A 22866-nucleotide genomic window follows, 5' to 3' on the forward strand; every position below is an offset into this window, starting at 1 on the left:
CCCGGCCATAGTGGAAACACTATGGCCGGGGGGCCTTTTGCGTTTTATGGACTAATAGTGTAAGAAATATCTAAAATAATAGCTTTCTGGATTTCATTATGTGAAAAGACTAAAATGGGTATTACTATAAATGAAATGGAGGGAATAAAACCAGTATGCAAAAATTAGTGAATCAGACCTATCAATTGGCGGAAAATGCAGTGGAATCGTTTAGAAAGCAGCTTATATTGGATGAAAAGAGAGAAGCGACCATCCAAAAATATACTCATGATGTTCGACGCTTTTTATCGTATCACGGAAAACAGACCGTCTGTAAGGAGGATGTAATCCAATACAAGGCCTGGCTGGCGGAGCGTTACGCTGTGCGCAGTACCAATTCCATGCTGATTGCACTGAACCAGTTTTTACGCTTCCAAGGGGCCGGGGACTGCTGCGTCAAGCCGCTTAAGGTACAGCGGCAGACCTTCTGCGATAAGAAAAAAGAGTTGAGCCAGGCCGAATACTTCCGCCTGCTGGAGGCAGCCCGACGAAATGGGGACATGCGGCTCCACCTGGCGATTCAGACGATTTGTGCGACTGGAATTCGGGTAAGTGAACTTGCCTATATCACGGTGGAAGCGGCCCGTCTTGGAAGAGCAATTGCAAGCAATAAGGGGAAAAGCCGTATCATACTGATACCAAAGGAGCTGTGCCGAAATTTGCTGGACTATGCCAGGGAGCGTGGAATCCAGGATGGACCAATTTTTGTTACCCGCGGGGGGCGGACACTGAACCGCAGCAACATTTGGAATGCCATGAAACGGCTGTGCAAATCTGCACAGGTTGGGCCGGAAAAAGTATATCCGCACAACCTAAGACACCTGTTTGCCCGTACTTTTTATAAAAAAGAAAAGGATATCTCGCGTCTGGCGGATATCCTTGGGCATGAAAATGTCAACACGACCCGGATCTACGTTGTCTCCAGCGGGGCGGAACACCGGGAACAGTTAGAATCGCTTCACCTGACAGTTCCGTATCAAGCGGCATGCCAAAATCAGGAACAACATAATGAGACATTATGTTGTTATGCACTCGACAAAATCCCCTAAAATACGACTCTAATTTTATACCATATTTCTATTTACTTCAAGTCCCATATTCGCAAAAACAGAAGTTTATTTTTTGGCTACAGTTGTGAAAATCGCAGTTGTTTTATATGTATGATAAGAAGCCGCTCCGAGTAAGTCTTCGCCTATACTCCATTATCTAAAAAAGCTGCTTCATAATTGCAAAATATCCGACTTGGTTTAATAACATAATGTCTCATTATGTTGTTGAATCAAGCCGGCTGTTTATAGGAACCACCCAAAAAAGAGGGAAGGAAGGCGCTGTTGTGAATATTCTGACCAGCAACTCCATGCTGATGCTTCAGCGGTCCATGGGATTTCTTTGGAGCAAGCAGGACTGTATTTTAAATAATCTGGCCAACGCAGAAACCCCCGGTTACAAGACCCAATATGTCACATTTGAGGAGAGCCTGAGGGATGCGGTCCAGGCCGCGGCGGACAAGCCCCAGCCGGGCGCCGCCATGCGTGAGGCAATTGCAGACACCCCGGTACAGCTTCACGAGGCGCAGGAGAGCGTCCGGATGGACGACAATGGGGTGGATATTATGGAGCAGTCGGTGGAGCTGGCGCGAAATGGCTATCAGCTCCAGTATGTCATGAGTGCTATTTCGGGTGAACTGTCGCTGCTGCGTACCGCAATCCGGGGATAAGGGGGAATCAAAGTGGCGTTTATGAGTTCAATGAACGTGGTAGGCTCGGCTCTGACTGCGGAAATGCTGCGCCTGGATGTGATCTCTGAAAATATAACGAACATCAACACCACCCGTACCGAGGGGGGCGGCCCCTATCGGAGAAAGGTTGTGGTGCTGGAGGAGCAGGGGGAGCGCACGCCGTTTCAGTTGGCGCTGGCCCGCGCCGGAAGCGCGGCGGCTCCCGCCCAGGCCGGAGGGGTGCGTGTGGTGGAGATCGCCGAGGATCCCTCGGATTTTAAGCTGGTGTATGACCCGACCCACCCGGATGCAAATGCGGAGGGGTATGTGGAGATGCCCAACGTGGATTTGATCAAAGAGATGTCGGACGCCATGGCGGCCAATCAGGCGCTGTCGGCCAACATTACTGCATTTAACGTCCTGAAGCAGGTCGTGGCCAAGGGACTGGAGATCGGAAAGTAAGCCTGTGCCGCAGGGAATGGGACGGTTTTGCACGGGACACACGAAGGAGAGACGAGTATGAGTGTGCAAGCAATCGATAGGATTCAGCCGCTGTGGACGGACTTGCAGACAGAGGGCATGCGCCTGGATGCGGGCGCGGAAGTGGGCGGTACCCGGCGTACCCAGCCGACCCTGTTTTCTGATATTTTTCAGTCGGCCATTGACCGCGTACGGGAGACGGACGCGGCCAAAAATGAGGTGGCATATCAACTCGCTACCGGCCAACTGGACAATCCGGCGGCGCTGATGACTTCCATCACGGAGGCGCAGGCGTCGCTGGAACTGTTGATTCAGCTCAGAAATAAGGCAGTGGAGTCCTATAACGAACTTATGCGCCTCAGCGTGTAAGGTTTGCCGGAGCTGGGGGTAACAAGTGTGCAGGAGAAAATAAAAGGATACCTGGGCAAGGTGGCAGGCTGGTGGAAGGCGGCCGGGAAAAAGGTGAAGCTCTTCCTGATAGCCGGCCTGATTGCGGTCGTGGCTGTCGTTGCAGTCGTATTGGCGATGCAGATGAACCAGCCCTATACGACCCTGTTCACCGGGCTCAATCAGACGGAATTAAATGAAATTGTGTCCTATCTGTCCGAGCAGGGAATGGCCGATTACCGGATTGAGGGAAGCGATACAATTCTGGTGCCGGCGGAGCAGGAGGTACGGCTCAAGGCGGCGTTGGCCCAGCAGGGCTACCCCAAGTCCGGCTTCGCCTACTCCATGTATTTGGATCATGTGGGGAGCCTGACCACGGAGGGAGAACGGGAGCAGTTGGAGCTCTATGAGCTCCAGGATCGCATTGCGGCGGTGGTTCGTTGCTTTGACGGGGTCCAGGAGGCCGTCGTGGATATCACGCCGGGGGAGGACAACACCTTCATTCTGGACAGCGAAAACAAGTATGATGCCAGCGCCGCCGTTTTTGTGACCATGCGGGACGGAGCAGAGCTCACTCAAAAGCAGGTGCAGGGCATCCGCAATTTTGTCAGCCACTCCGTTCAGGGACTGGAAATTGACAATGTCACCATCACAGACTCTTACGGGAACACCTATTCTGCGGGGGATACCTTTACGGATATCCAGGATTTGTCCACGCTGAAGCTCCAGTTGGAGGAGCAGATCAATAATAAAATCCGCACCAGCGTGCTACAGGTACTCACACCGATTTACGGTACGGAGAACGTCAAAGTCAGTGTCAACAGCATTGTGGATCTGGACCGCAGCTATACGGACTCCACCGATTACAATCTGGAGGACTGGGCCAATGACGGCAGTACCGGCGGTGAGGGTATCATCGGGGAGAAGATCTATGAGGGGGACATCCTCCTTCCCGGCGGCGACACGGCCGGAGGTGTGCCTGGTACGAGCACCAATGCTGATCTGAACCAGTATGTGAACGAGGACGGGGAGGCGGATGGAGAAGGCCAGATCGTCCACGTCTCCGGAGATAAAAAATACCTGGTGGATGAGACGAATCAGCAGGTGGAGCACCTGTCGGGCACAGTGAGCGATGTCATGGTATCCGTCACGATCAATCAGGCGGCGGCGGACGGTACGGATGCGGCCGCGCTGTATCCTCACGTTGCCCGGGCAGCGGGCATCGCCACGGCAGATCAGCGGGACAAGATCTCGGTGTTGATCAGCCCCTTCTACCAGGCGGATGAGCCTGTGCTCCCGGTGCCGGAGGGAATCCCGGCCTGGGTGATCTACGCGGCCGCAGGAGGCGGCGTGCTGTTCCTGGTACTCCTGCTGGTGATCCTCCTGCTGGGCCGGCGCCGCCGGAAGCGGCGCAAAGAACTGGAGGCGGCGGGACTGGCCGCCGTGGCCCAGACGGAGACCGCTCCGCTCACGCCGCAGGAAGGGGCGGATATTATGAATCTTCAGACGGAAAAGAGTATGGAACTGCGGAAGGATGTCCGGAAGTTTGCCGAGGACAATCCAGAGATTGCAGCTCAGATGGTCAAGAGCTGGCTGCGTGAGGGGGATGGCGAATGAGCGAGACAGCTACCGGAGGGGCAGCCGCTTCTCAAGCTGCAAAACAGTTGACGAGACAGCAAAAGGCAGCGGCCGTAGTGATCTCTCTTGGCGCGGAGAAGGCATCCCAGCTCTATCAGTACATGGATCCCGATGATGTGGAACAGATCACCCTGGAGGTTGCAAAGCTGGGCTATGTAGATGCCGCCACTACAGAAGATGTCCTGAATGAGTACTACCAGATGTGCCTGACCAACAAGGCTGTAACGGAAGGCGGCCTGGAGTACGCCCGCGCGGTTCTCGAAAAGGCGTTTGGAGAACAGGCCGCAGACAACTTGCTGGAAAAAGTAACCAAGTCCTTAAAAAACCGGGAATTCTCTTTTCTCAACAAGGCGGATGGCAAGTCGCTGTTTGCGGCGCTGCAGCACGAGCGGCCTCAGACGATTGCGCTGGTGCTCTCCTATATTGACCCGGAGAAGGCGGCCGCCGTGGTGGAGGAATTGGACTCCAATACCCAAGTACGGGTGGTGGAGAGCATCGCCAATATGGAAAGCGCGTCTCCGACCGCCGTAAAAATCATTGAGGCGGAAATGGAGAAAAAGTTTACAAACCTGCTTACTTCCAACCAGGTCAAGGTGGGCGGTGTGGACTATGTGGCGGGTGTGATGAACAACCTGGACCGCACCAGTGAAAAAAGTATTTTCGACCATCTGTCTGAGCATAATGCCGAGCTGGCTGACGAGATCCGGAAGCGGATGTTCGTGTTTGAAGATATCGTCACCATGGATGAGCGCTCGGTACAGCGTTTCCTGCGGGACTGCGATCCCAAGGATCTGGTGCTGGCCCTCAAGGGCGCCAACAGCGAGGTTTCCAACAAGATCTTCCAGAATATGTCCACCCGTATGGCCCAGAGCATCCGGGACGATCTGGAGATCACCACCAACGTCCGCCTGCGCGATGTGGAGGAGGCCCAGCAGCGCATCGTGGGGATCATCCGGGATCTGGAGGAGAAAAACGAGCTGATTATCCTCAAGGGCGGAAAGGACGATATTATTGCCTAATATATTCAAACGCTTTTTGCAGCCCAACGCCTCCGACTTTGTGTTTCCGGACGTGGAGGAGCTTGTGGAGGAGGAGCCGGCGGATACCGCGGGCGAGCAAGAGGGAGAGCCGGAGGAATCAGCTCCAGAGACAGAGGAAAAGGATACCCCCAGCGCGGTCGACTTTGCACAGATTCAGGCGGAGAAGATTCTGGAGGATGCCAGGCGGCAGGCGGAGGACTACCTGGCCCGGCGGCAGATGGAGGCGGAGCAGGAGGCCGAGCAGGTGCGCCAGCAGGCCCAGTCTGAGGGCTACCGGCAGGGCTATGCAGAAGGGCTGCGGCAGGCCGGGGTCGAGGGCCAGGCGGAGCTGCAGAAGCAGCGGGAGCAGCAGGCCGAGGAGTTGCAGGCTTTTTTGGAAAAGGCCACCGCCGCCCGGGAGGAGCTGCTGCGGGAGACGCGGGGCGAGCTGTGTGAGCTCAGCCTGGCCATTGCGGAAAAGGTGATCCATGTCAGCCTGAACAGCAGCAGTGAGGTGGTGGCACGGATGATCCAAGTGGCCACTGAAAAGCTCAAGCGGCGGGAGTGGGTGCACATCTACGTGGGCGGCTGTGCCGCCAAGGAGGTGGCTGCCATTACGCCGGAGCTGATGACGGCTCTGGCCGGCCTGTCCGACCACATCAAAATCATTCCGCTGTCCGACGATGAGGCGGGCACCTGCATCATTGAGATGCCCGATGAGATCATTGATGCCAGCGCCTCCACACAGCTCAAGAATATCCGCGACCTGATACACGAGATATAGGGCGGAGGCAGCGCAAGGAAGGGACCCAAAGCCATGTTCCAGGAGATGATCCGGCAGATTCAGCGGGCCGAGACGATCAGTTATACGGGGAAAATTGAAAATATCGTCGGCATGTCCATCGAGGCATCCGGCGGACGGGCCGCTGTGGGTGATATCTGTCAGATCTACAACGGGGACGCGGGCGGCCAGGTAATGGCCGAGGTGGTTGGCTTTAAGAATGACCACATCCTGCTGATGCCCTATTCAGACATGAGCGGTATCTCTGCGGGAAATTTTGTGCGCAACACCGGGCGGAGGCTCAGCCTGCGCATGGGCCCCTTCCTGAAGGGGCGGGTGATTAATGCACTGGGGCAGCCCATCGACGGCAAGGGCCCCTTTCAGGGCGGCACGCTGTTCTGTGTGGAGAACAACCACTACATCAACCCCATGACCCGCCCTCCCATCCGGGAGCGGATGGAGTTCGGCGTCAAGGCCATTGACAGCATGCTGACCATCGGAAAGGGACAGCGTATCGGCATTTTTGCCGGCTCCGGCGTGGGCAAGAGTACCCTAATGGGCATGATTGCCAAAAATGTAAAGGCGGATATCAACGTCATCGCCCTGGTGGGGGAGCGCGGCCGCGAGGTGCTGGAATTCATGGAAAAGGATCTGGGGCCGGAGGGGATGCGGCGGTCTATCCTGGTGGTGGCTACCTCTGACCAGCCCGCCATGCTGCGCAAGCAGTGCCCCTCCGTGGCCACCGGAATTGCGGAGTTCTTCCAGGACCAGGGGTATGACGTGCTGCTGATGATGGACTCGCTGACCCGGTTTGCCATGGCCCAGCGGGAGATTGGCCTGGCGGTGGGTGAGCCGCCGGTAAGCCGCGGCTACACCCCATCCATCTACGCCGAGCTGCCCAAGCTGCTGGAACGCAGCGGTAACTTCCAGAAGGGCTCCATCACAGGGGTCTATACCGTGCTGGTGGAGGGCGACGACACCAATGAGCCCATCGCGGACACGGTGCGCGGTATTCTGGATGGGCACATCGTGCTTTCCCGGCGGCTGGCTAACAGCAACCATTTTCCGGCCATTGACATTGGGGCCAGCATCTCCCGTTTGATGGCGGACATCGTCTCCGACGAGCACAAGCGGCTTGCGGCCCGGGTGCGGGACGTGATGGGGATTTATGAGAAAAATGCCGATCTGGTTTCCGTGGGCGCGTACAAGGCGGGCACCAACCCAAGGCTGGATTATGCTTTGGGAAAGATGGACGGGATCAACCAGTTTTTGACCCAGGGAGTGGACGAGGCGTTCTCCTATGAGGAGGATCTGGAGGCCATGCGGAAGCTCCTGTAAGAGAAGAGGGGACAGGGATGAAGCGGTTCCAGTTCAGCCTGAATACGGTGTTGAGCTACAAGCAGCAGGTGCTGGAGGAGCTGCAGAATGAGCATGGACAACTCCTTTACCAGGTACGGCAGCAGGAGCTGGTGCTCCAGGCGGCGGAGGAGCGCTACCGGGGCCTGAACCTGGAATTCCGGCAGGCGGAGACGGAGGGCCTGACCATAGCCGAGGCCCTGCGGTATGAGAGCGGCCTGCGCTTTCTGGAGGATGAGATCCAGCGGGAGGCCAAGCGCCTGCGGGAGTACGAGGCCGCAGCGGAGGAGAAGCGCAGGCAGGTAGTGGCCGCCCGGCAGGATACCGCCTCCCTGGAAAAGCTCAGGGACAAGAAGTGGGAGGACTATCAGAAGCAGGTGCAGAAGGGCGAGGAACTGCTGATTGAGGAGCTGGTGACCGCAGCCCGGGTCCGGACGGCGGTTTGACCGCCCGGAGCCACACCTTGAAAGGAGGTGAGAACCATGAATACAACTGATTTATTGCTTCAGATGACCTTGGCAGCCACACAGATTGCCCAAAACACCACTCCGCCGGTCAGCGGCCGGACGGAGGATGCCGGTGACCGGCGGGACTTCTCCACTCTGCTGGCAGAGAAGCGGGTGGAGGCGGCCGGAACGGAAACCGGACGCGCGGTTCCGGAGAGCCAAAAGGGTGAGGTTCCGGCTGCGGCCGATGGGGGTGCGCTCAGCCAGGGTGCGCAGTCCGTACCCCAGGCGCCGGGGCTGGAGGAGCTGTTCCGGAGCCTGCTGATGGGCGCCCAGGCAGCGCCAGAGGGCGACGTATCCCTCCAGCAGGTCCCGCAGACTGCGGTTCCCGGCATGGCCCAAGCTCCGGCTGCGGCGGAAGAAGGGGCCGTATTGCTTCAGCCCGGGCAGCAGACCGCCGGAGGGGAGCAGCTCCCGGTACCGGCGGAGCCGGCGCTTGCGGGTGAGGCGGAGTCCACGGTCCAGGCGGAGGTCCTTCCTGCCGCGGAGGATGGCGGTACAGCCACGGCCCAGGCGGTTACCCCTGCGGCCCGGGAGAGCGGCGCGCAGACCCCGGCGGACGCTGGAGAGACGGCGGGCCGTCCGGCCGGCGGGGAGCAGGAGCTGCCCGAGCTGGACAGTGTGCAGACGGAGGGGGCGGCGCAGCCGCTCTTTGACCGGACAGAGCACATGCCGGTGAAGGTGGGCGAGGCGGATACCTTGGACGCCACGGAGCCCGATTTTGCACCCAGGCTGGCAAAGGCCATTACCGAAGCGGAGCAGGAGGGAGCCAGGCATGTCGAGCTGAAGCTGGCGCCCGAGCATCTGGGAAAGCTGTCTGTCGAGCTGACGCAGGGGAAGGACGGTGTACTGCACATCGTATTCCACGCGGAGAACGAACAGGCCATGAAGCTGCTTCAGGAGCACTCCGCGACGCTGGTATCCATGCTGCACGGCAGCCACAGCGGCGAGATCCAGGTGGAGGTGCCCCGGCCCCAGCAGGGAGAGCAGCCCTGGCAGCAGCCGGAGCAGCAGCCCGGACAGCAGCACGGCCGCAACCCACAGGAACAGGGACGGCAGCGCCAGAGTACAGAGGACTTCCTGCAGCAGCTTCGGCTGGGCTTGCTGGGCGTAGAAGCGGAGTAACAGAAAAAGGAGTAGCACGCAATGAGCAGTGAATTTATGCCGATGGCGCTGGACAGTCTGGCCCGACAGCAGAGCGCGCGGGCTGCCGGCAGTGGTGCGAGCTCCCGCATTACGGAGGAAGAGCTGGAGGAGCTGGGCATTCCGGTAAACAAGCCGGGAGAGAACGACATGGGCCTGGACTTTAACGACTTTCTCCAATTGATGGTGCAGCAGCTTCAGAACCAGACCATTGACAACACCACGGATACCGGCGAAATGCTTAACCAGCTTGTGCAGATGTCCACCGTACAGATGCTGTCCAGCGTTAAGACCGGACTGGAGACCCTGGTGGATGCCAGCACCCTGACCTATGCGGCCTCCCTGGTAGGGAAAACCGTCACGGTGGGCCAATATGACGAAGACGGGAAGCTCCAGGAGATTGAGGGAGTCGTGACGGGCACCGGAAACTATCAGGGTGTACCGGTGATCTTCGTCAATGACGAGATGTATCCTCTCAATTCCATCATGGCGGTGGGCAAGCTGCCGGAGATTCCGGAGGAGCCCGAGGGGCCCGGTGAGGGCGGTGACGGCGACGGAACGGGAGAAGGCGGAGAGAATCCGCCGGAGGAGAGCGCCCGGACGATTTGAGCGGGCGGCAGGGGCCGTCCAAAGGAGGGATAGAGCGGAATGGAGCATGCGGTAGAGGGCCTCGGCAGCCCCGCGCTGGGACGGGGCCATACATACAGCACCGGGAAACAGACCTCTTCCGGCTTTGGAGCAGTGCTTCAGCAGGAGCTAGCCCGGGCAGATGAGCGGCAGATCGCCTTTTCCAAGCACGCCATCGCGCGGGCGGAGGAGCGCGGGATCGCAGTGACACCCGCCCTTCTGGACCGGCTGACCGACTCCGTAGAGCGGGCGCAGGCCAAGGGAGCGACGAATATCCTGGCGCTGGACCAGAGCCTCGCCTTTATCATCAATGTCCCCCACAACCGGGTGATTACCACCCTGTCCCAGGACGAGATGAAGGAGAATATCTTTACCAACATTGACGGCGCCGTGATCCTGTGAATCACAGAGGGCAGGACCGAAAGGATGTCCTGGGGGAGGCCGGATGGGCCGTCCCCCGGCGGTGCCGGAGAAATGACAATGAATCAGAGCACGCAAAGGAGAGCGAATCCAAATGGCTTTGACAGGAGCAATGAGTGCCGGTATTTCCGGCCTGAAGGCCCACATGGATGCACTGAACGTAGTGGGCAACAACGTAGCAAACGTGAATACCCAGGGCTACAAGCCCGGCCGGGTGACGTTTAAAGAGAGTATCTACAGCACCCAGTCCGCCGGCTCCGCCGGAACAACTACGGTGGGCGGCACTAATCCCCAGCAGATCGGCTATGGCGTGGGCGTCGGCACCATCGACCTGGATATGAGCAGTCAGAGTCTGGACTCCACCGGACGGGGGATGGACTGCGCCATTCAGGGCGACGGCTTTTTCCTGGTGGGAGATAAGACCCACGATATCGACAGCATGGACGCCCTCAAGGGACTAACCCTGACCCGGGTGGGCAACTTTGAGTTCCGGGACGGCTATTTGACGGACGGACAGGGCAACGTGGTCTATGGATTTATCACGCGGTCCAACGGGGATGATCCCGGAACCACGCCGGGAGATAAGCCCAGCACTGACTTGGTTCCCATCCGCCTTCCTATGAAGTCTACCGACCCGAACAGCAAGGGCGACGCGGTTTATGTGGGTGTGGATGATCAAACTGGTGCGAATGTATATCCAGACAATGACCCGGCTGCCACAGTGGACGGCTTTGTAGATCTGGAGAACATCAGCATCGACAAGAACGGTAAGATCACTGGTACCAACAAGGACACCGGCGACCCGGTGGTGGTGGGCTACATCGCCCTGGGCAGTGTGGAAAACCTCAATGGCGTGCTTCATACCGAGGGCCCTTATTACACGGCGGGCAATGCCGCTGGGGATATCCGGGTGGGTACCCCTGGAAACTCCGTCACCGGAAACCTGAGAAATAACAAGATCACGGACGGAAACAACGTGGTTGACCCCGATTCCGCACTGGCTGAGGGCAGCGGCGCCACGCTGATGACCGGCTTCCTGGAGGCCTCCGGCACGGATCTGGCCACCGAGTTTGCCAACATGATTATTTACCAGCGGGGCTATCAGGCAAATACCCGCATTGTTACGGTGACCGACACCATGCTGGAAGAGCTGGTCAACATGAAGCGCTAAGAAATGGAATTGCCGATCTCCCCCACGCCGCCAGGCGTGGGGGGATTGGGCAGGGGAGGGCGGCACGATGATTGAACTGAGAAAAATGAACAATGAGCGTTTTTTGCTCAACCACAACCAAATTGAGTGCATTGAGCTGATTCCAGAGAGCAAAATCGTCATGATGAATCACGACTATTACATCGTACGGGACACGGTCGAGGAAATCATCGAGAAGATCGCAAAGTATAACGCCAAGGTACAGGACATTCACCGCGAGATAGCCGTCGTGGAGCGGTATAAAGAGTGATGTGTCTGCTCTGCATCTTCGTGCGGGAGGAGAACCAAAGATGAACATTGTTTATTTGCTCGGCATTGTCCTGGCGTTCGTATTTGTAATATTCGGAATTACCTTCGATCCCGGCGGGACCGGAGGGCTCATGGTCGGTCCGTTCAATCTGGATACACTGATCAATTTTGTAGATCCCGCCAGTATCCTGATCGTACTTGGCGGTACGCTTGCGGTGGTGGTGGCCTGCTACCCCAAGCTGGCCAAGTCCTTCCCCAAGCACTTCAAAATCATGCTCCGGCTGGACGCTTTCAATCCGGAACAATATGTGGAGAAGCTGACCGAGCTGGCGCAGATTGCCCGAAAGAACGGCCTGCTCGCCTTGGAGGAGAAAGCCAAGGAGCAGGAAGACCCCTTCTTTCAGCAGGCAATCATGCTCATTGTAGACGCCAACGACCCGGACCGGGTGCGCAGCATTCTGGAAAATGATATCGAGCAGACCTCGGAGCGTCATCAGGAGGTCATCGCCATGTATGAACGGGGCTCCAACGCGGCCCCGGCCTTCGGTATGATCGGTACCCTGATCGGACTGATCAACATGCTGAAGAATCTCTCCGACTCCGACATGGAGACCCTTGGTCCCAGTATGTCGGTGGCGCTGATCACGACCTTTTATGGTTCGCTGTTGGCGCATGTCCTGTTCAACCCCATCGCGTCGAACCTGACGGCCCGGGACGAAGAGGAGATCCTTTGCCGTCAGATTATCGTGGAAGGCATCATGGCGATCCAGTCGGGCGAGAACCCCAAATTCCTTCGGGAGCGCCTGATGACCTTTATGAACCAAAAACTCCGGGAAGGCGGAGAATCCGGCGGCGGCACCGGAGAGAAAAAAGAGCGGAAGCGCCGCAAGGAGAAATAAGCCGCGGCTTGCTTCAGGGAGGCGGTACCCACGATGAAAAAGAAAAAAAGCGGCGGCGGCGGTGCCAACTGGATGGATACCTACGGCGATATGGTGACCTTATTGCTGTGCTTTTTTGTCATGCTCTACTCCATGTCTACCCTGGACAAGGAAAAGTGGATTGCACTCGTACAGTCCTTTAACCCCACCGAGGAGGTGACGGAAACCCAGCCCCCCTCCGCGTCCGGGGGTGAGGGAACCGGAACCCAGGAGGATATCGACCAGGACATGGAGGAGCTCTACCAGGCGATGCAGGACTATGTCCAACAGGCTGGAATGGCCAATCAGGTGACACTGGGCGAAGGAAACGGCTACGTCTTTATCTCCTTTGACGACACCGTGTTTTTTAGTGGAGACAGCTACGAACTGCGGGATGAGGGCAAGGTTGTATTGGACGAAGTCTCCCAGATTATTTCAGAGGTCAGCAGCTCCATCGACGAGATCCGTGTCCTGGGTCATACCGCCCAGGCCGTGCCCGGCCAGGTGAACAACGTCACGGCGGACCGCTTCCTGGCCTCCAACCGTGCCACAGTGGTTACTATTTACCTACAGGAAAAAGACATAATTGACCCGGCCCGGCTGGTCAGCGTGGGCTATGGCGAGTGGCGTCCCGTGTCCAGCAACGACACCTCTGCGGGGCGTGCGGAAAACCGGCGTGTGGAACTGATTGTTACAGGGCTGGACCTGGACGACGAGGCCGGAGATAACATTACACAATATTATACCATGCGGGAAAGTACCGGTACTTCTGCCAATCCTTGAGTGTGCAGGGAGACGGGGGGAAGGCCCAAACTCTGCCGAGGAGGGATGAAGATGGCGGAAGTTTTATCTCAGAGCCAAATTGACGCTCTGCTGAACGCGGCCCGTAACGGCGAGATGGATTTGGCCGCGAAGGCAGAGAGCAGTTCCGAGAAAAAATACCGTAAATATGATTTCTACAGCCCAAGGAGGTTTACCAAAGACCGGCTTAAAATGCTCAGCGGAGTCTTTGAAAATTACACCAGGACCATTAACTCCAGAATCAACGGACTGCTGCATACCACCTGTGAGATAGAGGTGGAATCCGTGGAAGAGCAGCGCTATTACGAGTTTTCCAACGCGCTGTTGGAGAGGGACGTGTTGGCCCTGGCAGATGTAGCGCTGGAGGGGCAGGTACAGCCGGACGAGACGCCGGTGCTGTTCCACTTTTCCACTACGCTGATGCTGAGCATGATGGACCGCCTGATGGGCGGCGACGGAGATGTGGACAGCCGACTCCCCGCCGGCTACAATTTCACCAATTTGGAGCTGAGGCTCTATGAAAGCATTGTAAAAGACCTGATTTCCGTTCTGGGCGGAAGCTGGGAGAATTATATCGCGTTGGATTTCAAGCTGCGCAGAGTGGAGACGAATCCGACTCTGGTACAGCTCATTGGCCTGGATGAGACGGTTGTTATTGTTGGGATCAATATCCGCTTTCCAAACTGCTCCGGCCGTGTTGATGTCTGCCTGCCCGGAATGATGCTGACCAATATTTTTTCCAGAATTGTGTCATTAAATCAGGCAGGACACGGGAGTGGGGAGGACAACTCGGATGAAATCATGGATATACTGCGGGATTCCACGCTGGAGATCACGGCCGAGCTGGGCCGTACCGAGGTAAAGCTGCAAGATGCCTATTTCCTCAATATAGGTGATGGCATTGACCTGGGACATCCGAAGGACGAGCCCATCTATCTGTATATTGGAGGAAAGCCATGGTTTGGTGGGAAGCTGGGTGTGCAGAACAACTCCATGGCAGTGAAGATTGGGGAAAACTACTATAACGAGGGAAGAAGGGACGAATAAGCGACATGGCGCAGAATATATTTAGCGCGATGGAATTGGACGCCATCGGCGAAATGATGAACATCAGTCTGGGCTCTTCTGCCACTGCGGTTTCCAACCTGCTGGATCACCGCGTTGATATTACGACGCCGAAGGTTACAGTGGTACCCATCAGTGAGTTTACCCTGGGTGAGCTGGAGCCCGCCATCGGCGTGGAAATCAAGTATGTCTCCGGTCTGGAAGGCAGCAATATTATGCTGCTGAAGCGGAGCGATGTGAAGGCAATTGTAGAGCTGCTGATGGGAACCGAGATCCCAGAGGAGGAGTTCGAGCTCAATGAGCTGACGATCAGTGCGGTGTGCGAGCTGATGAACCAGATGATGGGTGCGGCCTCCACTGCTCTGTCCGATTTTCTGGGGCGTCCGGTCAATATCTCAACGCCCCAGTCTTTCTCGCTGGATGATTTGGAGGAGATCAAAAGGGAGCGCTTCCACAGCGAAACCGGGATGCTGGTGGCGGTGCACTTTATCCTGGAAATAGAGGGCGTCCTCAAGAGTGAGTTTGTCAATATCATGTCCGTGGAGCTGGCCCGGGAGCTGCTGGCTGGCTTTGGGATGGGCATTCAGGACACCGGGGAAGCAGAGGCGGATGCCACCCCAGCCGCACAGCCCGCACAGCCGGAGCCCTCCTCCGGCGCAGGCGGGAAGCTGAGCCAGGAAGAAATTGAGCGTCTGATGGGCGGCGGTGTTTCCACACCGGCTCCAGAGCCTGCCGCGGCTCCGTCTTCCAGCGGAAAGATGAGTCAGGAGGAGATCGAACGGCTGATGGGCAGCATGTCCGCAGCCCCGGCGCCGGAGCCAGCTCCCCAGCCGGCCCAGGCCTATCAGGCCGCCTCCCCCCAGCCGGTTTATCAGCAGCCTGTGTATCAGCCCCCGGTGCAGGAGCCGCGGGTCATTAACAGCAAGCCGGTCGCGCTGCCCAATTTCGCGGCGGCGGAATCGCTGGGAGCCGAACAGAAGGAAAACCTGGAGCTGATTATGTCCGTACCCCTGGAGGTGTCGGTAGAGATTGGCCGGACCCGCCGGAAGGTAGAGGATATTTTAACCTTCTCCAAGGGCTCACTGGTTGTTCTGGACAAGCTGGCTGGAGACCAGGTGGATGTCTTTGTGAACGGCCTGTGCATTGCGCGGGGAGACGTAGTGGTTATCGACGATAACTTCGGCGTGCGTATCACAGAGGTACTCCAGAAGCCGGAACTGTGGAGCCTGACAAACTTCAAGTGAGACTGAAATAAAAAAGGGGATTAAGAACATGGCTAAGATTCTGATTGTTGACGACGCAGCCTTCATGCGGAAGGTGATCCGGGACACGCTGACCAAGAATGGCTTTACCGACCTGCACGAGGCGGTGGACGGCAAGGATGCTGTGGAAAAGTATTTTGAACTCCAGCCGGATCTGGTCCTGATGGACATCACCATGCCGAACATGGACGGACTGGAGGCGCTGAAGGCCATCCGCGCCAAGGACAACAAGGCCAATGTGGTGATGTGCTCCGCCATGGGCCAGGAGGCCATGGTAGTCGAGGCGGTACAGGCCGGCATCAAGGATTTTATCGTCAAGCCCTTCAAGGAGGACCGCCTGATGAAAACGGTCAATTCCATCCTGGGGAATCCCTGACGGGAGCGGGCCAATGCCGGAAGTGCTTTGGACCATCTGTGCAATTCTGGGCGTCCTGGTGCTGGCCTATCTGTTTACCCGCTATGTTGCCGGACGGGGACAGGGCGGCGGTCCAAGCCGCCTGGGAAAGCGGATGCTTACAATTTTGGACCAGGTGGCGGTGGGAAAGGATCAAAGGCTCCTCCTGGTCCGCGCGGGCGAAACGTATTATTTCCTGGGGGTGACTCAGGGGAGCATCACCTGTCTGGAAAAGCTCACTGCCGAGGAGGCCGAGGCCTGGATGGGCGGCGCAGACGGCGCCGCCGCGCCCAAGATGGGGTTCCAGGAAGCGCTGCACAGCGTGCTGGAGCAGCGGAAACAACAGAGGAGGCCATAACCGGTGGATGCGCTGATCAATGTAAATGGCGAGAACGTACAGACCCTTCAGATCCTGTTTCTGACCACCCTGTTGACCCTGCTGCCCTCCGCAGTTGTGATGATGACCTCCTTTACCAGGTACATTATCTCCTTCTCCTTTCTGCGCTCGGCCATGGGGCTGCAACAGAATCCACCTAATATGGTCCTCGTGGGCATCGCCCTGTTTCTCACGCTGTTTACCATGTCTCCGGTCATCAGTGAGATCCAGACCACCGCATACGAGCCATATATTGCGGAGGAGATTACCCAGGAGGAATTTTTGCAGCGGGCGGAGAAACCCCTGAAGGAGTTTATGGCAGGCCAGGTGGAGGAGAGCTCGCTCAAGCTCTACTGCGATCTGGCAGGACTGGATACGCCGTCTGCGGCATCGGCCGCGGAGCTGCCGCTGCGGGTTTTGGTTCCGGCCTTTATGACAAGTGAGCTGAAGCATGCCTTCCTGATTGGATTTTACCTGTACATCCCGTTTGTCCTGATTGATGTAATCGTGGCCTCCACGCTGATGTCCATGGGCATGATTATGCTTCCGCCCAGTATGATCTCCATGCCGTTCAAGCTGCTGCTGTTTATCGCCCTGAATGGGTGGGAGCTGCTGTTCTCGACCCTGGTGCAGAGCTTCCGATAGGAGAATCCGAATATGGAAGTAGTTGACATTTTGCGGGAAGGGGTGGGCGTCGCGCTTCGGATTGGCGCACCGCTCCTGATTCTGAGCATGCTGGTCGGTATTCTGGTCGCCATTTTTCAGGCGGTAACCCAGATCCATGAGCAGTCCCTCTCGTTTATCCTCAAGATGATCGTGGTGGTGGCTGTACTTCTGGTGGGCGGTGGATGGATGCTGGAGACGCTGCTGGATTTCAGCCGGTATCTGTTTACGCTGATGTAAGGGTGTGGGACATGGTCGATTGGGCACAGCTCTATCTCTTTGAACTGATTTTTATGCGCATGTCGGGCTTTCTCCTGTTTAACCCGCTGCTGGGACGCTCCAATCTCCCGGCCATGGTCAAGACCGGTATGGCGCTGGTGCTCTCCATTCTGGTTTTTGGGACGGCCGGGACGGGGGTGCCGCAGCCGGATACCCTGGTGGAGCTGGCGTTTCGCCTTCTGCTGGAGCTGGGAATCGGCCTGGTTCTGGGATTCGTAATGCGGGTGGTGTTTTCCGTTGTCCAGATCGGCGGAGAGGTGATCGACACACAGATGGGTATGACAATGGCGCAGATCTACGACGCCAGCAGCCAGGCCAACCTGTCGGTGACTGCATCACTGCTCAATATCCTGCTGATTCTGGACTTCTTTGCGGAGAATGGACACTATACCCTGATGCGCCTGCTGACCACCTCCGGTGAGCTGGTTCCTTATGGCGCTGCCGCCCTTGGCGATGGAGTCTACGCCTATGTCATTGAGCTGTTTCTCGCCTGTATGCTCCTGGCGGTAAAGCTGGCTATGCCGATCCTGGCAGCGGAGCTGCTGGGAGAGGTAGGCATGGGGGTGCTGATGAAGGCGATCCCGCAAATCAACGCCTTTGTCATCAATATCGAGCTGAAGGTGATCATCGGGCTGCTTTTGTTCTTTCTGCTCTTGACGCCGATCAACGAATTCCTGCTGGAGCTGGAGAGCGGCATGCTCTCGGAGCTGGGGCGGATACTGCGCCTGATAGGGGGAGCGTGAGAAGGCTTTGGCAGACAGTTCAAAAACCGAAAAAGCAACCCCTAAAAAGCGGAGAGACGAGCGAAAAAAGGGTAATGTCTTTTTCAGCAACGATGCAGTTTCCGTGGCGGTGCTGCTGGCCAGCTTTTTTGTACTCAAGCTGACTGCCACGCCAATGGTGGAGCAGATTTACCGCTTTTTGCAGTACGCTATGGGGCTTGTGGCCGGCGCGGCGCACACTGGATTGCAGGACAACCTGAGCGGCCTGGTGCTGGAGATGCTGAAGACCTTTCTGTTTGCGGCGGGACCGTTGCTGGCCACTACGGCGGTGGTAGCGGTGGCGGCGACCTTTTTCCAGACCAAGCTGCTGGTTTCCGGGGAGGCGCTGAAGCCAAAGTTCAGCCGGATTAACCCCCTGCAGGGGATCAAGCGCCTGTTTTCACTGCGCAGCGTCATTGAGGCGCTGAAGGGGATTTTAAAGATAACGGTTCTGCTGTTCCTGATCTATCAGTTCCTGGTGGGAATTGTAGATACCTTTACGAAATATCTCCACACCGATCTGGCCGTTGCCTGCGCCCATCTGGTGGATGAGGGCTTCCAGATGGTGATGCAGATCGCCATAGCCTTTGTGGTGCTGGCCGGCGCGGACGTGTTTTACCAGTGGTGGGACTATGAGCGGCAGTTGCGCATGTCCAAACAGGAGATCAAAGAGGAATACAAACAGATGGAAGGCGATCCCCAGGTCAAGGGAAAGATCAAAGAAGTGCAGCGCAGGATGGCCCAATCCCGTATGATGCAGCAGGTGCCAAAGGCAGATGTGGTTATCCGAAACCCGACGCACTTTGCAGTGGCGCTGCGCTACCACCCTGAGACGGATGGGGCGCCCATTGTCCTGGCAAAGGGACAGGACGAGCTGGCCGGACGCATTGTGCGCAAGGCGGAGGAGCATCACATCGCCATTATTGAAAATGTACCGCTGGCCAGGGCGCTGTATGCCACGGCGGAGCTGAATCGGGAGATCCCGCCGGAGCTGTATAACGCCGTGGCGGAGGTGCTGGTGTACCTCTACCGCATGGATGAAAAGCTGAAGTAGCGGCGAGAAAGTAGGAGCCTTGGAGAGCTATGAGACGGATACTGAACAACTCCATATCGCTGCTGGTCGTGATCATCGTTCTCTTTCTGGTGGTGCCGCTGCCCAAGCAGGCGCTGGACATCCTGATTGTACTGAACATTGCCATTTCCATCATGATTTTGATGATCACCATGAGCATCTCGGAGGCGCTGGAGTTCTCTATCTTCCCCTCCCTGCTGCTGATAACGACCCTGTTCCGCCTGGGCCTCAACGTATCCTCCACACGCCTGATCCTCTCCGAGGGCGGCGATGCGGGTATGGTAATCAAATCCTTCGGTACGCTGATTACCCAGGGGAATATTGTCATCGGAATTTTGATTTTCTTAATCATTGTACTGGTGCAATTTATTGTGATCACCAAAGGAGCGGAGCGCGTCTCCGAGGTGGCCGCCCGCTTCACGCTGGACGCCATGCCCGGAAAGCAGATGGCCATCGATGCGGATTTGAGCTCCGGCCTTATTGACGAGAAGGAAGCCCGGCTGCGGCGTTATAAGATCCAGAAGGAGGCCGACTTCTACGGCGCCATGGACGGCGCAACCAAGATCGTCAAGGGCGACGCCGTCATGTCGCTGATTATTACGGTCATCAACTTTGTGGCAGGCTTAATTATCGGCATCGTGCAGGGCGGCGGAGATCTGGCTACGGTTTTGAACCAGTATTCCATCGCCACCATCGGCGATGGTCTGGTGTCCCAGCTCCCGGCTCTGATGATCTCCACCGCTACCGGTATGATCGTCACCCGTTCCGTGTCGGACGGCAGCCTGAACAGCGACGTGCTGGGACAGTTTAAGGCCCAGCCCAGGGCGATCCTGGCCACCGGCATTATTTTAGCGCTGCTGGGGCTGGTGCCCGGTGCTCCCACGGCGCCGCTCCTGCTGGTGGGCTGCGGCCTGGGTATTGGCGGCTTCTTGAGCGACCGGAAGCTCACTGAGCAGAAGGCACTGGAGGAACAGCCCGCCCCGGAGGCGGCAGCCGCCCCGGAGCTTCAGGCGGCCAGCGAAACCGATTACTTCAAGGACATCAACAATGTCTATTCCCTCCTGGCGGTGGAGCCGATCGAGATGGAATTCGGCTACAGCCTGATCCCGTTGGTGGATGAGAAAAGCGGCGGCAAGCTGATCAGCCGCATTGTGATATTCCGCCGGCAGTATGCCCAGGATATGGGCTTTGTCATCCCCTCCATCCGCCTCCACGACGGCGCGGCGCTGGGAACCAACCAGTATGTGATCAAAATCCGGGGGGAGGAGGTGGCCCGGGGAGAGATTCTGGTGGACTATTATCTGGCCCTGGAGCCGTCCAATCCGGCGGGAACGATTGACGGGATTGAGACGGTGGAGCCGGCCTACGGCATCCCCTCCCGCTGGATTTTGCCGGAGAACAAGGAAATGGCGGAGATCTACGGGTATACGGTTATCACACCCCTGACCGTTATGCTTACCCACCTGTCGGAGACGATCAAAAAGCATGCCTATGAGCTGCTCAACCGCTCGGAGACCTTGCAGCTTGTGGAGAATCTGAAAAAGACGGAGCCGGAGCTGGTGGCCGATGTGATCCCCAACGTCATCTCCTACGCCAACCTGGAAAAGATCCTGCGCAGCCTGCTGCGGGAGGGCATCCCCATCCGGGATCTGGCGGCCATTCTGGAGGCGGTGGTGGAGGCCAGTACCACGACCCATGATATCGACATGATCACCGAACAGGTGCGCGGTGCATTGGGACGGACCATTACCCGGAAGTTCTGCGAAAATGGGCAGCTTCGGGTAGTGACGCTGGACGCGGAGCTGGAAAAGAAGGTACTGGCCGCCCTGACCAAGAACGAGCACGGCGTCTATCTGGCGCTCAGCCCTGATATTGTGCAGCAGATCGTACAGCAGGTGGGAGAGCTGCGGAAGAAATTTGAGGAGCTCTCCCAAACGCCCATTCTGCTGACCAGCCAGATTATCCGTGTCTATCTCAGCCGTATGCTCGCCACGTTCTATCCCGACATCTATGTGCTCTCCTTTAATGAAATCACGAGCAATGTGCAGATACAGGCCATTGGCAACATTACACTTCAGCCGCAGGAAAAGCGTGCATAGAGATGGGGAAGGGTATCTGCATGAATAAGTTAAAACAGATGGAAACGGCCCTAGCCCCCAGCGGAGGTCAGCAGGCGGTCGACCAGATGGACAATCAGACCCTTCTGCTGCGCTACAAGGAGACGGGGGATATGGAGCTGAAGTGGGCCCTGGTGCTGCGGTATACCGATCTGGTACGCCGGATTGCGATTCAGACCTGCGGGCTGTTCAGCGGGTTTACCCAGCTGGATGATGTGATCCATGAGGGAATTTTGGTTCTGCTCAGCGCTGTGGACAAGTATGACCCCGAAAAGGAGGTCAAGTTCGAGGCGTACATCGCAAAGCGGCTGCGGGGAATGGTGATCGACCTGGTACGCAAGCAGGACTGGATTCCGCGGAGGGTCCGGCAGAAGGCCACCCGGCTGAAGCGGGCGGCTGAGGAGCTGTCCATAGAGCTGGGCCATACCCCCAGCGATCAGGAGATGGCAGACTACCTGAAGCTCAGCCAGAAGGACTATGAGGAGCTCCTCTCTGAAACGGCGTTTTCCAACCTGATGTCTTTCGAGGTGCTTTTGGACACCTATGGGAATGTAACCGGCAAGGCACTGTCCGGCAATCCGCCGGAGGATGCTTATCAGCAAAAGGAGCTGCACGAGGTGCTGCGCCGGGGAATCGCCTCCCTGCGGGAGAATGAGCGGCTGGTGCTCTCCCTGTATTATGAAAAAGAGCTGACCATGAAGGAGATTGCACAGGTCCTTGGGGTCAGCGCGCCGCGTATTTCACAAATCCATAACCGGGCCATTCAGCGGCTCCAGGCCTACATGAAGCAGTACATAGGAGCGTAGTACACAGCAGAAGGGAGAAGGCCATATGACAAAAGGGTTTTACAACCTGACCTCCGGCATCCTGTCCCAGAGCCGCCGGCTGGACACGGTTGCCAACAACATGACGAATCTCTCCACCTCCGGGTATAAGGCGGAGCAGTATACGGACAGCACCTTCCAGGAAGTGCTGATCAGCCGGGTGGGCAATAAGGACAAAAGCAGCCCCACCGTGATCGGTGAGGAGAGCTATATCCTGGCCCCCAGTCAGCTCTATGTGGACTATAGCCAGGGAAGCCTGGAGGAGACGGGGCTGACGCTCGACTTCGCCATCGAAGGGGATGGCTTTTTCGCCATCCAAACGGCTCAGGGCGTCGAGTACACCCGCAGCGGCAGCTTTTCTCTGGATGGGGAGGGCTATCTCTGCCTGCCCGCCCATGGGCGGGTTCTGGGGGCGGATGGACAACCAATCTATCTGGCCACCGACCGTATCCGGGCCGATCAGGCAGGGAACCTCTATACAGAGGGCGGCGGCTATGTGGGCCGACTGGGTCTGTACGCCTTTGCGGACAACGGGCAGCTGGAGAAAAATGAGAGCGGCCTGTTCGGTGCGAATGGGCAGGCGCCGGCTCCCTCCCAGGCGAAGCTCCACTGGAAATGGGTGGAGAATGCCAACGTGGACATGCTCCAGGAGATGAGCGATATGATGACGGCCCAGCGGGCGCTTCAGAGCGCCGCACAGGTGCTGAAGCTCTATGACGGCGTGCTGACCAAGGCGACAACAGAGCTGGGACGCTTATAAGCA

General features: G+C 57.4%; 27 protein-coding genes. All 27 read left to right on the top strand.

Annotated features, from left to right (window positions below; translation table 11 throughout):
- Positions 1-155: 155 nt before the first annotated feature.
- Entirely contained in the window at positions 156-1088 is a 933-nt protein-coding gene (locus tag HMPREF0372_RS04115) for a tyrosine-type recombinase/integrase (RefSeq protein ID WP_007489243.1), read from the top strand.
- A 284-nt stretch (positions 1089-1372) separates the two neighbouring features.
- A complete protein-coding gene (gene flgB, locus HMPREF0372_RS04120) occupies positions 1373-1756 on the top strand; it encodes a flagellar basal body rod protein FlgB (RefSeq protein WP_050810472.1) in 384 nt (127 codons plus the stop codon).
- A 12-nt stretch (positions 1757-1768) separates the two neighbouring features.
- Positions 1769-2218 (top strand): flagellar basal body rod protein FlgC, encoded by a 450-nt coding sequence (gene flgC, locus HMPREF0372_RS04125; protein ID WP_009260624.1) that lies wholly within the window; start codon positions 1769-1771, stop codon positions 2216-2218.
- A gap of 57 nt (positions 2219-2275) precedes the next feature.
- Positions 2276-2605, top strand: coding sequence for a flagellar hook-basal body complex protein FliE (gene fliE, locus HMPREF0372_RS04130; RefSeq protein WP_007489248.1), 330 nt, complete (start codon positions 2276-2278; stop codon positions 2603-2605).
- Positions 2606-2632: 27 nt separating this feature from the next.
- Positions 2633-4240 carry a flagellar basal-body MS-ring/collar protein FliF gene (gene fliF, locus HMPREF0372_RS04135; RefSeq protein ID WP_138307748.1) on the top strand — a complete coding sequence of 536 codons (1608 nt, stop codon included), beginning with the start codon at positions 2633-2635 and terminating at the stop codon, positions 4238-4240.
- Positions 4237-5280 carry a flagellar motor switch protein FliG gene (fliG, locus tag HMPREF0372_RS04140; protein WP_007489250.1) on the top strand — a complete coding sequence of 348 codons (1044 nt, stop codon included), beginning with the start codon at positions 4237-4239 and terminating at the stop codon, positions 5278-5280. The genes fliF and fliG overlap by 4 nt, the downstream gene beginning before the upstream one ends.
- Positions 5273-6064, top strand: a complete 792-nt coding sequence (locus HMPREF0372_RS04145) for a FliH/SctL family protein (RefSeq protein WP_007489252.1) — start codon at positions 5273-5275, stop codon at positions 6062-6064. The genes fliG and HMPREF0372_RS04145 overlap by 8 nt, the downstream gene beginning before the upstream one ends.
- A gap of 33 nt (positions 6065-6097) precedes the next feature.
- Entirely contained in the window at positions 6098-7399 is a 1302-nt protein-coding gene (locus HMPREF0372_RS04150) for a FliI/YscN family ATPase (RefSeq protein WP_007489254.1), read from the top strand.
- 17 nt (positions 7400-7416) lie between these two features.
- Positions 7417-7863, top strand: a complete 447-nt coding sequence (locus HMPREF0372_RS04155; RefSeq protein ID WP_007489256.1) for a flagellar export protein FliJ — start codon at positions 7417-7419, stop codon at positions 7861-7863.
- Between the two features lie 36 nt (positions 7864-7899).
- Positions 7900-9048 (top strand): flagellar hook-length control protein FliK, encoded by a 1149-nt coding sequence (locus HMPREF0372_RS04160; RefSeq protein ID WP_007489258.1) that lies wholly within the window; start codon positions 7900-7902, stop codon positions 9046-9048.
- A 21-nt stretch (positions 9049-9069) separates the two neighbouring features.
- The gene (locus tag HMPREF0372_RS04165) at positions 9070-9675 is read left to right on the top strand and encodes a flagellar hook assembly protein FlgD (RefSeq protein ID WP_007489259.1); all 606 of its coding nucleotides are present in this window, start codon (positions 9070-9072) and stop codon (positions 9673-9675) included.
- A gap of 39 nt (positions 9676-9714) precedes the next feature.
- Entirely contained in the window at positions 9715-10095 is a 381-nt protein-coding gene (locus HMPREF0372_RS04170) for a TIGR02530 family flagellar biosynthesis protein (RefSeq protein ID WP_007489260.1), read from the top strand.
- A 112-nt stretch (positions 10096-10207) separates the two neighbouring features.
- Positions 10208-11284, top strand: coding sequence for a flagellar hook-basal body complex protein (locus HMPREF0372_RS04175; protein ID WP_039996659.1), 1077 nt, complete (start codon positions 10208-10210; stop codon positions 11282-11284).
- Positions 11285-11351: 67 nt separating this feature from the next.
- Positions 11352-11573: a flagellar FlbD family protein gene (locus HMPREF0372_RS04180; protein ID WP_007489263.1), complete on the top strand. Its 222-nt coding sequence runs from the start codon at positions 11352-11354 to the stop codon at positions 11571-11573.
- Positions 11574-11613: 40 nt separating this feature from the next.
- Complete coding sequence (locus HMPREF0372_RS04185) at positions 11614-12471, top strand: motility protein A (RefSeq protein ID WP_007489264.1); 858 nt, start codon at positions 11614-11616, stop codon at positions 12469-12471.
- Between the two features lie 33 nt (positions 12472-12504).
- Positions 12505-13272 carry an OmpA/MotB family protein gene (locus HMPREF0372_RS04190; RefSeq protein ID WP_007489265.1) on the top strand — a complete coding sequence of 256 codons (768 nt, stop codon included), beginning with the start codon at positions 12505-12507 and terminating at the stop codon, positions 13270-13272.
- A gap of 51 nt (positions 13273-13323) precedes the next feature.
- On the top strand, positions 13324-14337 hold the full coding sequence (locus HMPREF0372_RS04195; protein WP_039996660.1) for a flagellar motor switch protein FliM: 1014 nt from the start codon (positions 13324-13326) through the stop codon (positions 14335-14337).
- Positions 14338-14342: 5 nt separating this feature from the next.
- On the top strand, positions 14343-15599 hold the full coding sequence (gene fliY / locus HMPREF0372_RS04200) for a flagellar motor switch phosphatase FliY (RefSeq protein WP_007489267.1): 1257 nt from the start codon (positions 14343-14345) through the stop codon (positions 15597-15599).
- 28 nt (positions 15600-15627) lie between these two features.
- Positions 15628-15993, top strand: a complete 366-nt coding sequence (locus HMPREF0372_RS04205) for a response regulator (protein ID WP_007489268.1) — start codon at positions 15628-15630, stop codon at positions 15991-15993.
- A 13-nt stretch (positions 15994-16006) separates the two neighbouring features.
- Complete coding sequence (locus tag HMPREF0372_RS04210) at positions 16007-16369, top strand: FliO/MopB family protein (RefSeq protein WP_007489269.1); 363 nt, start codon at positions 16007-16009, stop codon at positions 16367-16369.
- A gap of 3 nt (positions 16370-16372) precedes the next feature.
- Positions 16373-17032 (top strand): flagellar type III secretion system pore protein FliP, encoded by a 660-nt coding sequence (gene fliP, locus HMPREF0372_RS04215; RefSeq protein WP_007489270.1) that lies wholly within the window; start codon positions 16373-16375, stop codon positions 17030-17032.
- A gap of 12 nt (positions 17033-17044) precedes the next feature.
- Positions 17045-17290, top strand: coding sequence for a flagellar biosynthetic protein FliQ (locus HMPREF0372_RS04220; protein WP_007489271.1), 246 nt, complete (start codon positions 17045-17047; stop codon positions 17288-17290).
- 11 nt (positions 17291-17301) lie between these two features.
- Positions 17302-18072, top strand: a complete 771-nt coding sequence (locus HMPREF0372_RS04225) for a flagellar biosynthetic protein FliR (protein WP_007489273.1) — start codon at positions 17302-17304, stop codon at positions 18070-18072.
- 7 nt (positions 18073-18079) lie between these two features.
- A complete protein-coding gene (gene flhB / locus HMPREF0372_RS04230; protein WP_021633388.1) occupies positions 18080-19144 on the top strand; it encodes a flagellar biosynthesis protein FlhB in 1065 nt (354 codons plus the stop codon).
- A gap of 29 nt (positions 19145-19173) precedes the next feature.
- Positions 19174-21261, top strand: a complete 2088-nt coding sequence (flhA, locus tag HMPREF0372_RS04235) for a flagellar biosynthesis protein FlhA (protein WP_007489277.1) — start codon at positions 19174-19176, stop codon at positions 21259-21261.
- Positions 21262-21281: 20 nt separating this feature from the next.
- Positions 21282-22085 carry a sigma-70 family RNA polymerase sigma factor gene (locus HMPREF0372_RS04240; protein WP_226907603.1) on the top strand — a complete coding sequence of 268 codons (804 nt, stop codon included), beginning with the start codon at positions 21282-21284 and terminating at the stop codon, positions 22083-22085.
- A 25-nt stretch (positions 22086-22110) separates the two neighbouring features.
- Positions 22111-22863 (top strand): flagellar hook-basal body protein, encoded by a 753-nt coding sequence (locus HMPREF0372_RS04245; protein WP_007489280.1) that lies wholly within the window; start codon positions 22111-22113, stop codon positions 22861-22863.
- The last annotated feature ends 3 nt before the right edge of the window (positions 22864-22866 follow it).

Source organism: Flavonifractor plautii ATCC 29863 (assembly GCF_000239295.1).
GTDB classification, from domain to species: Bacteria; Bacillota; Clostridia; order Oscillospirales; family Oscillospiraceae; genus Flavonifractor; species Flavonifractor plautii.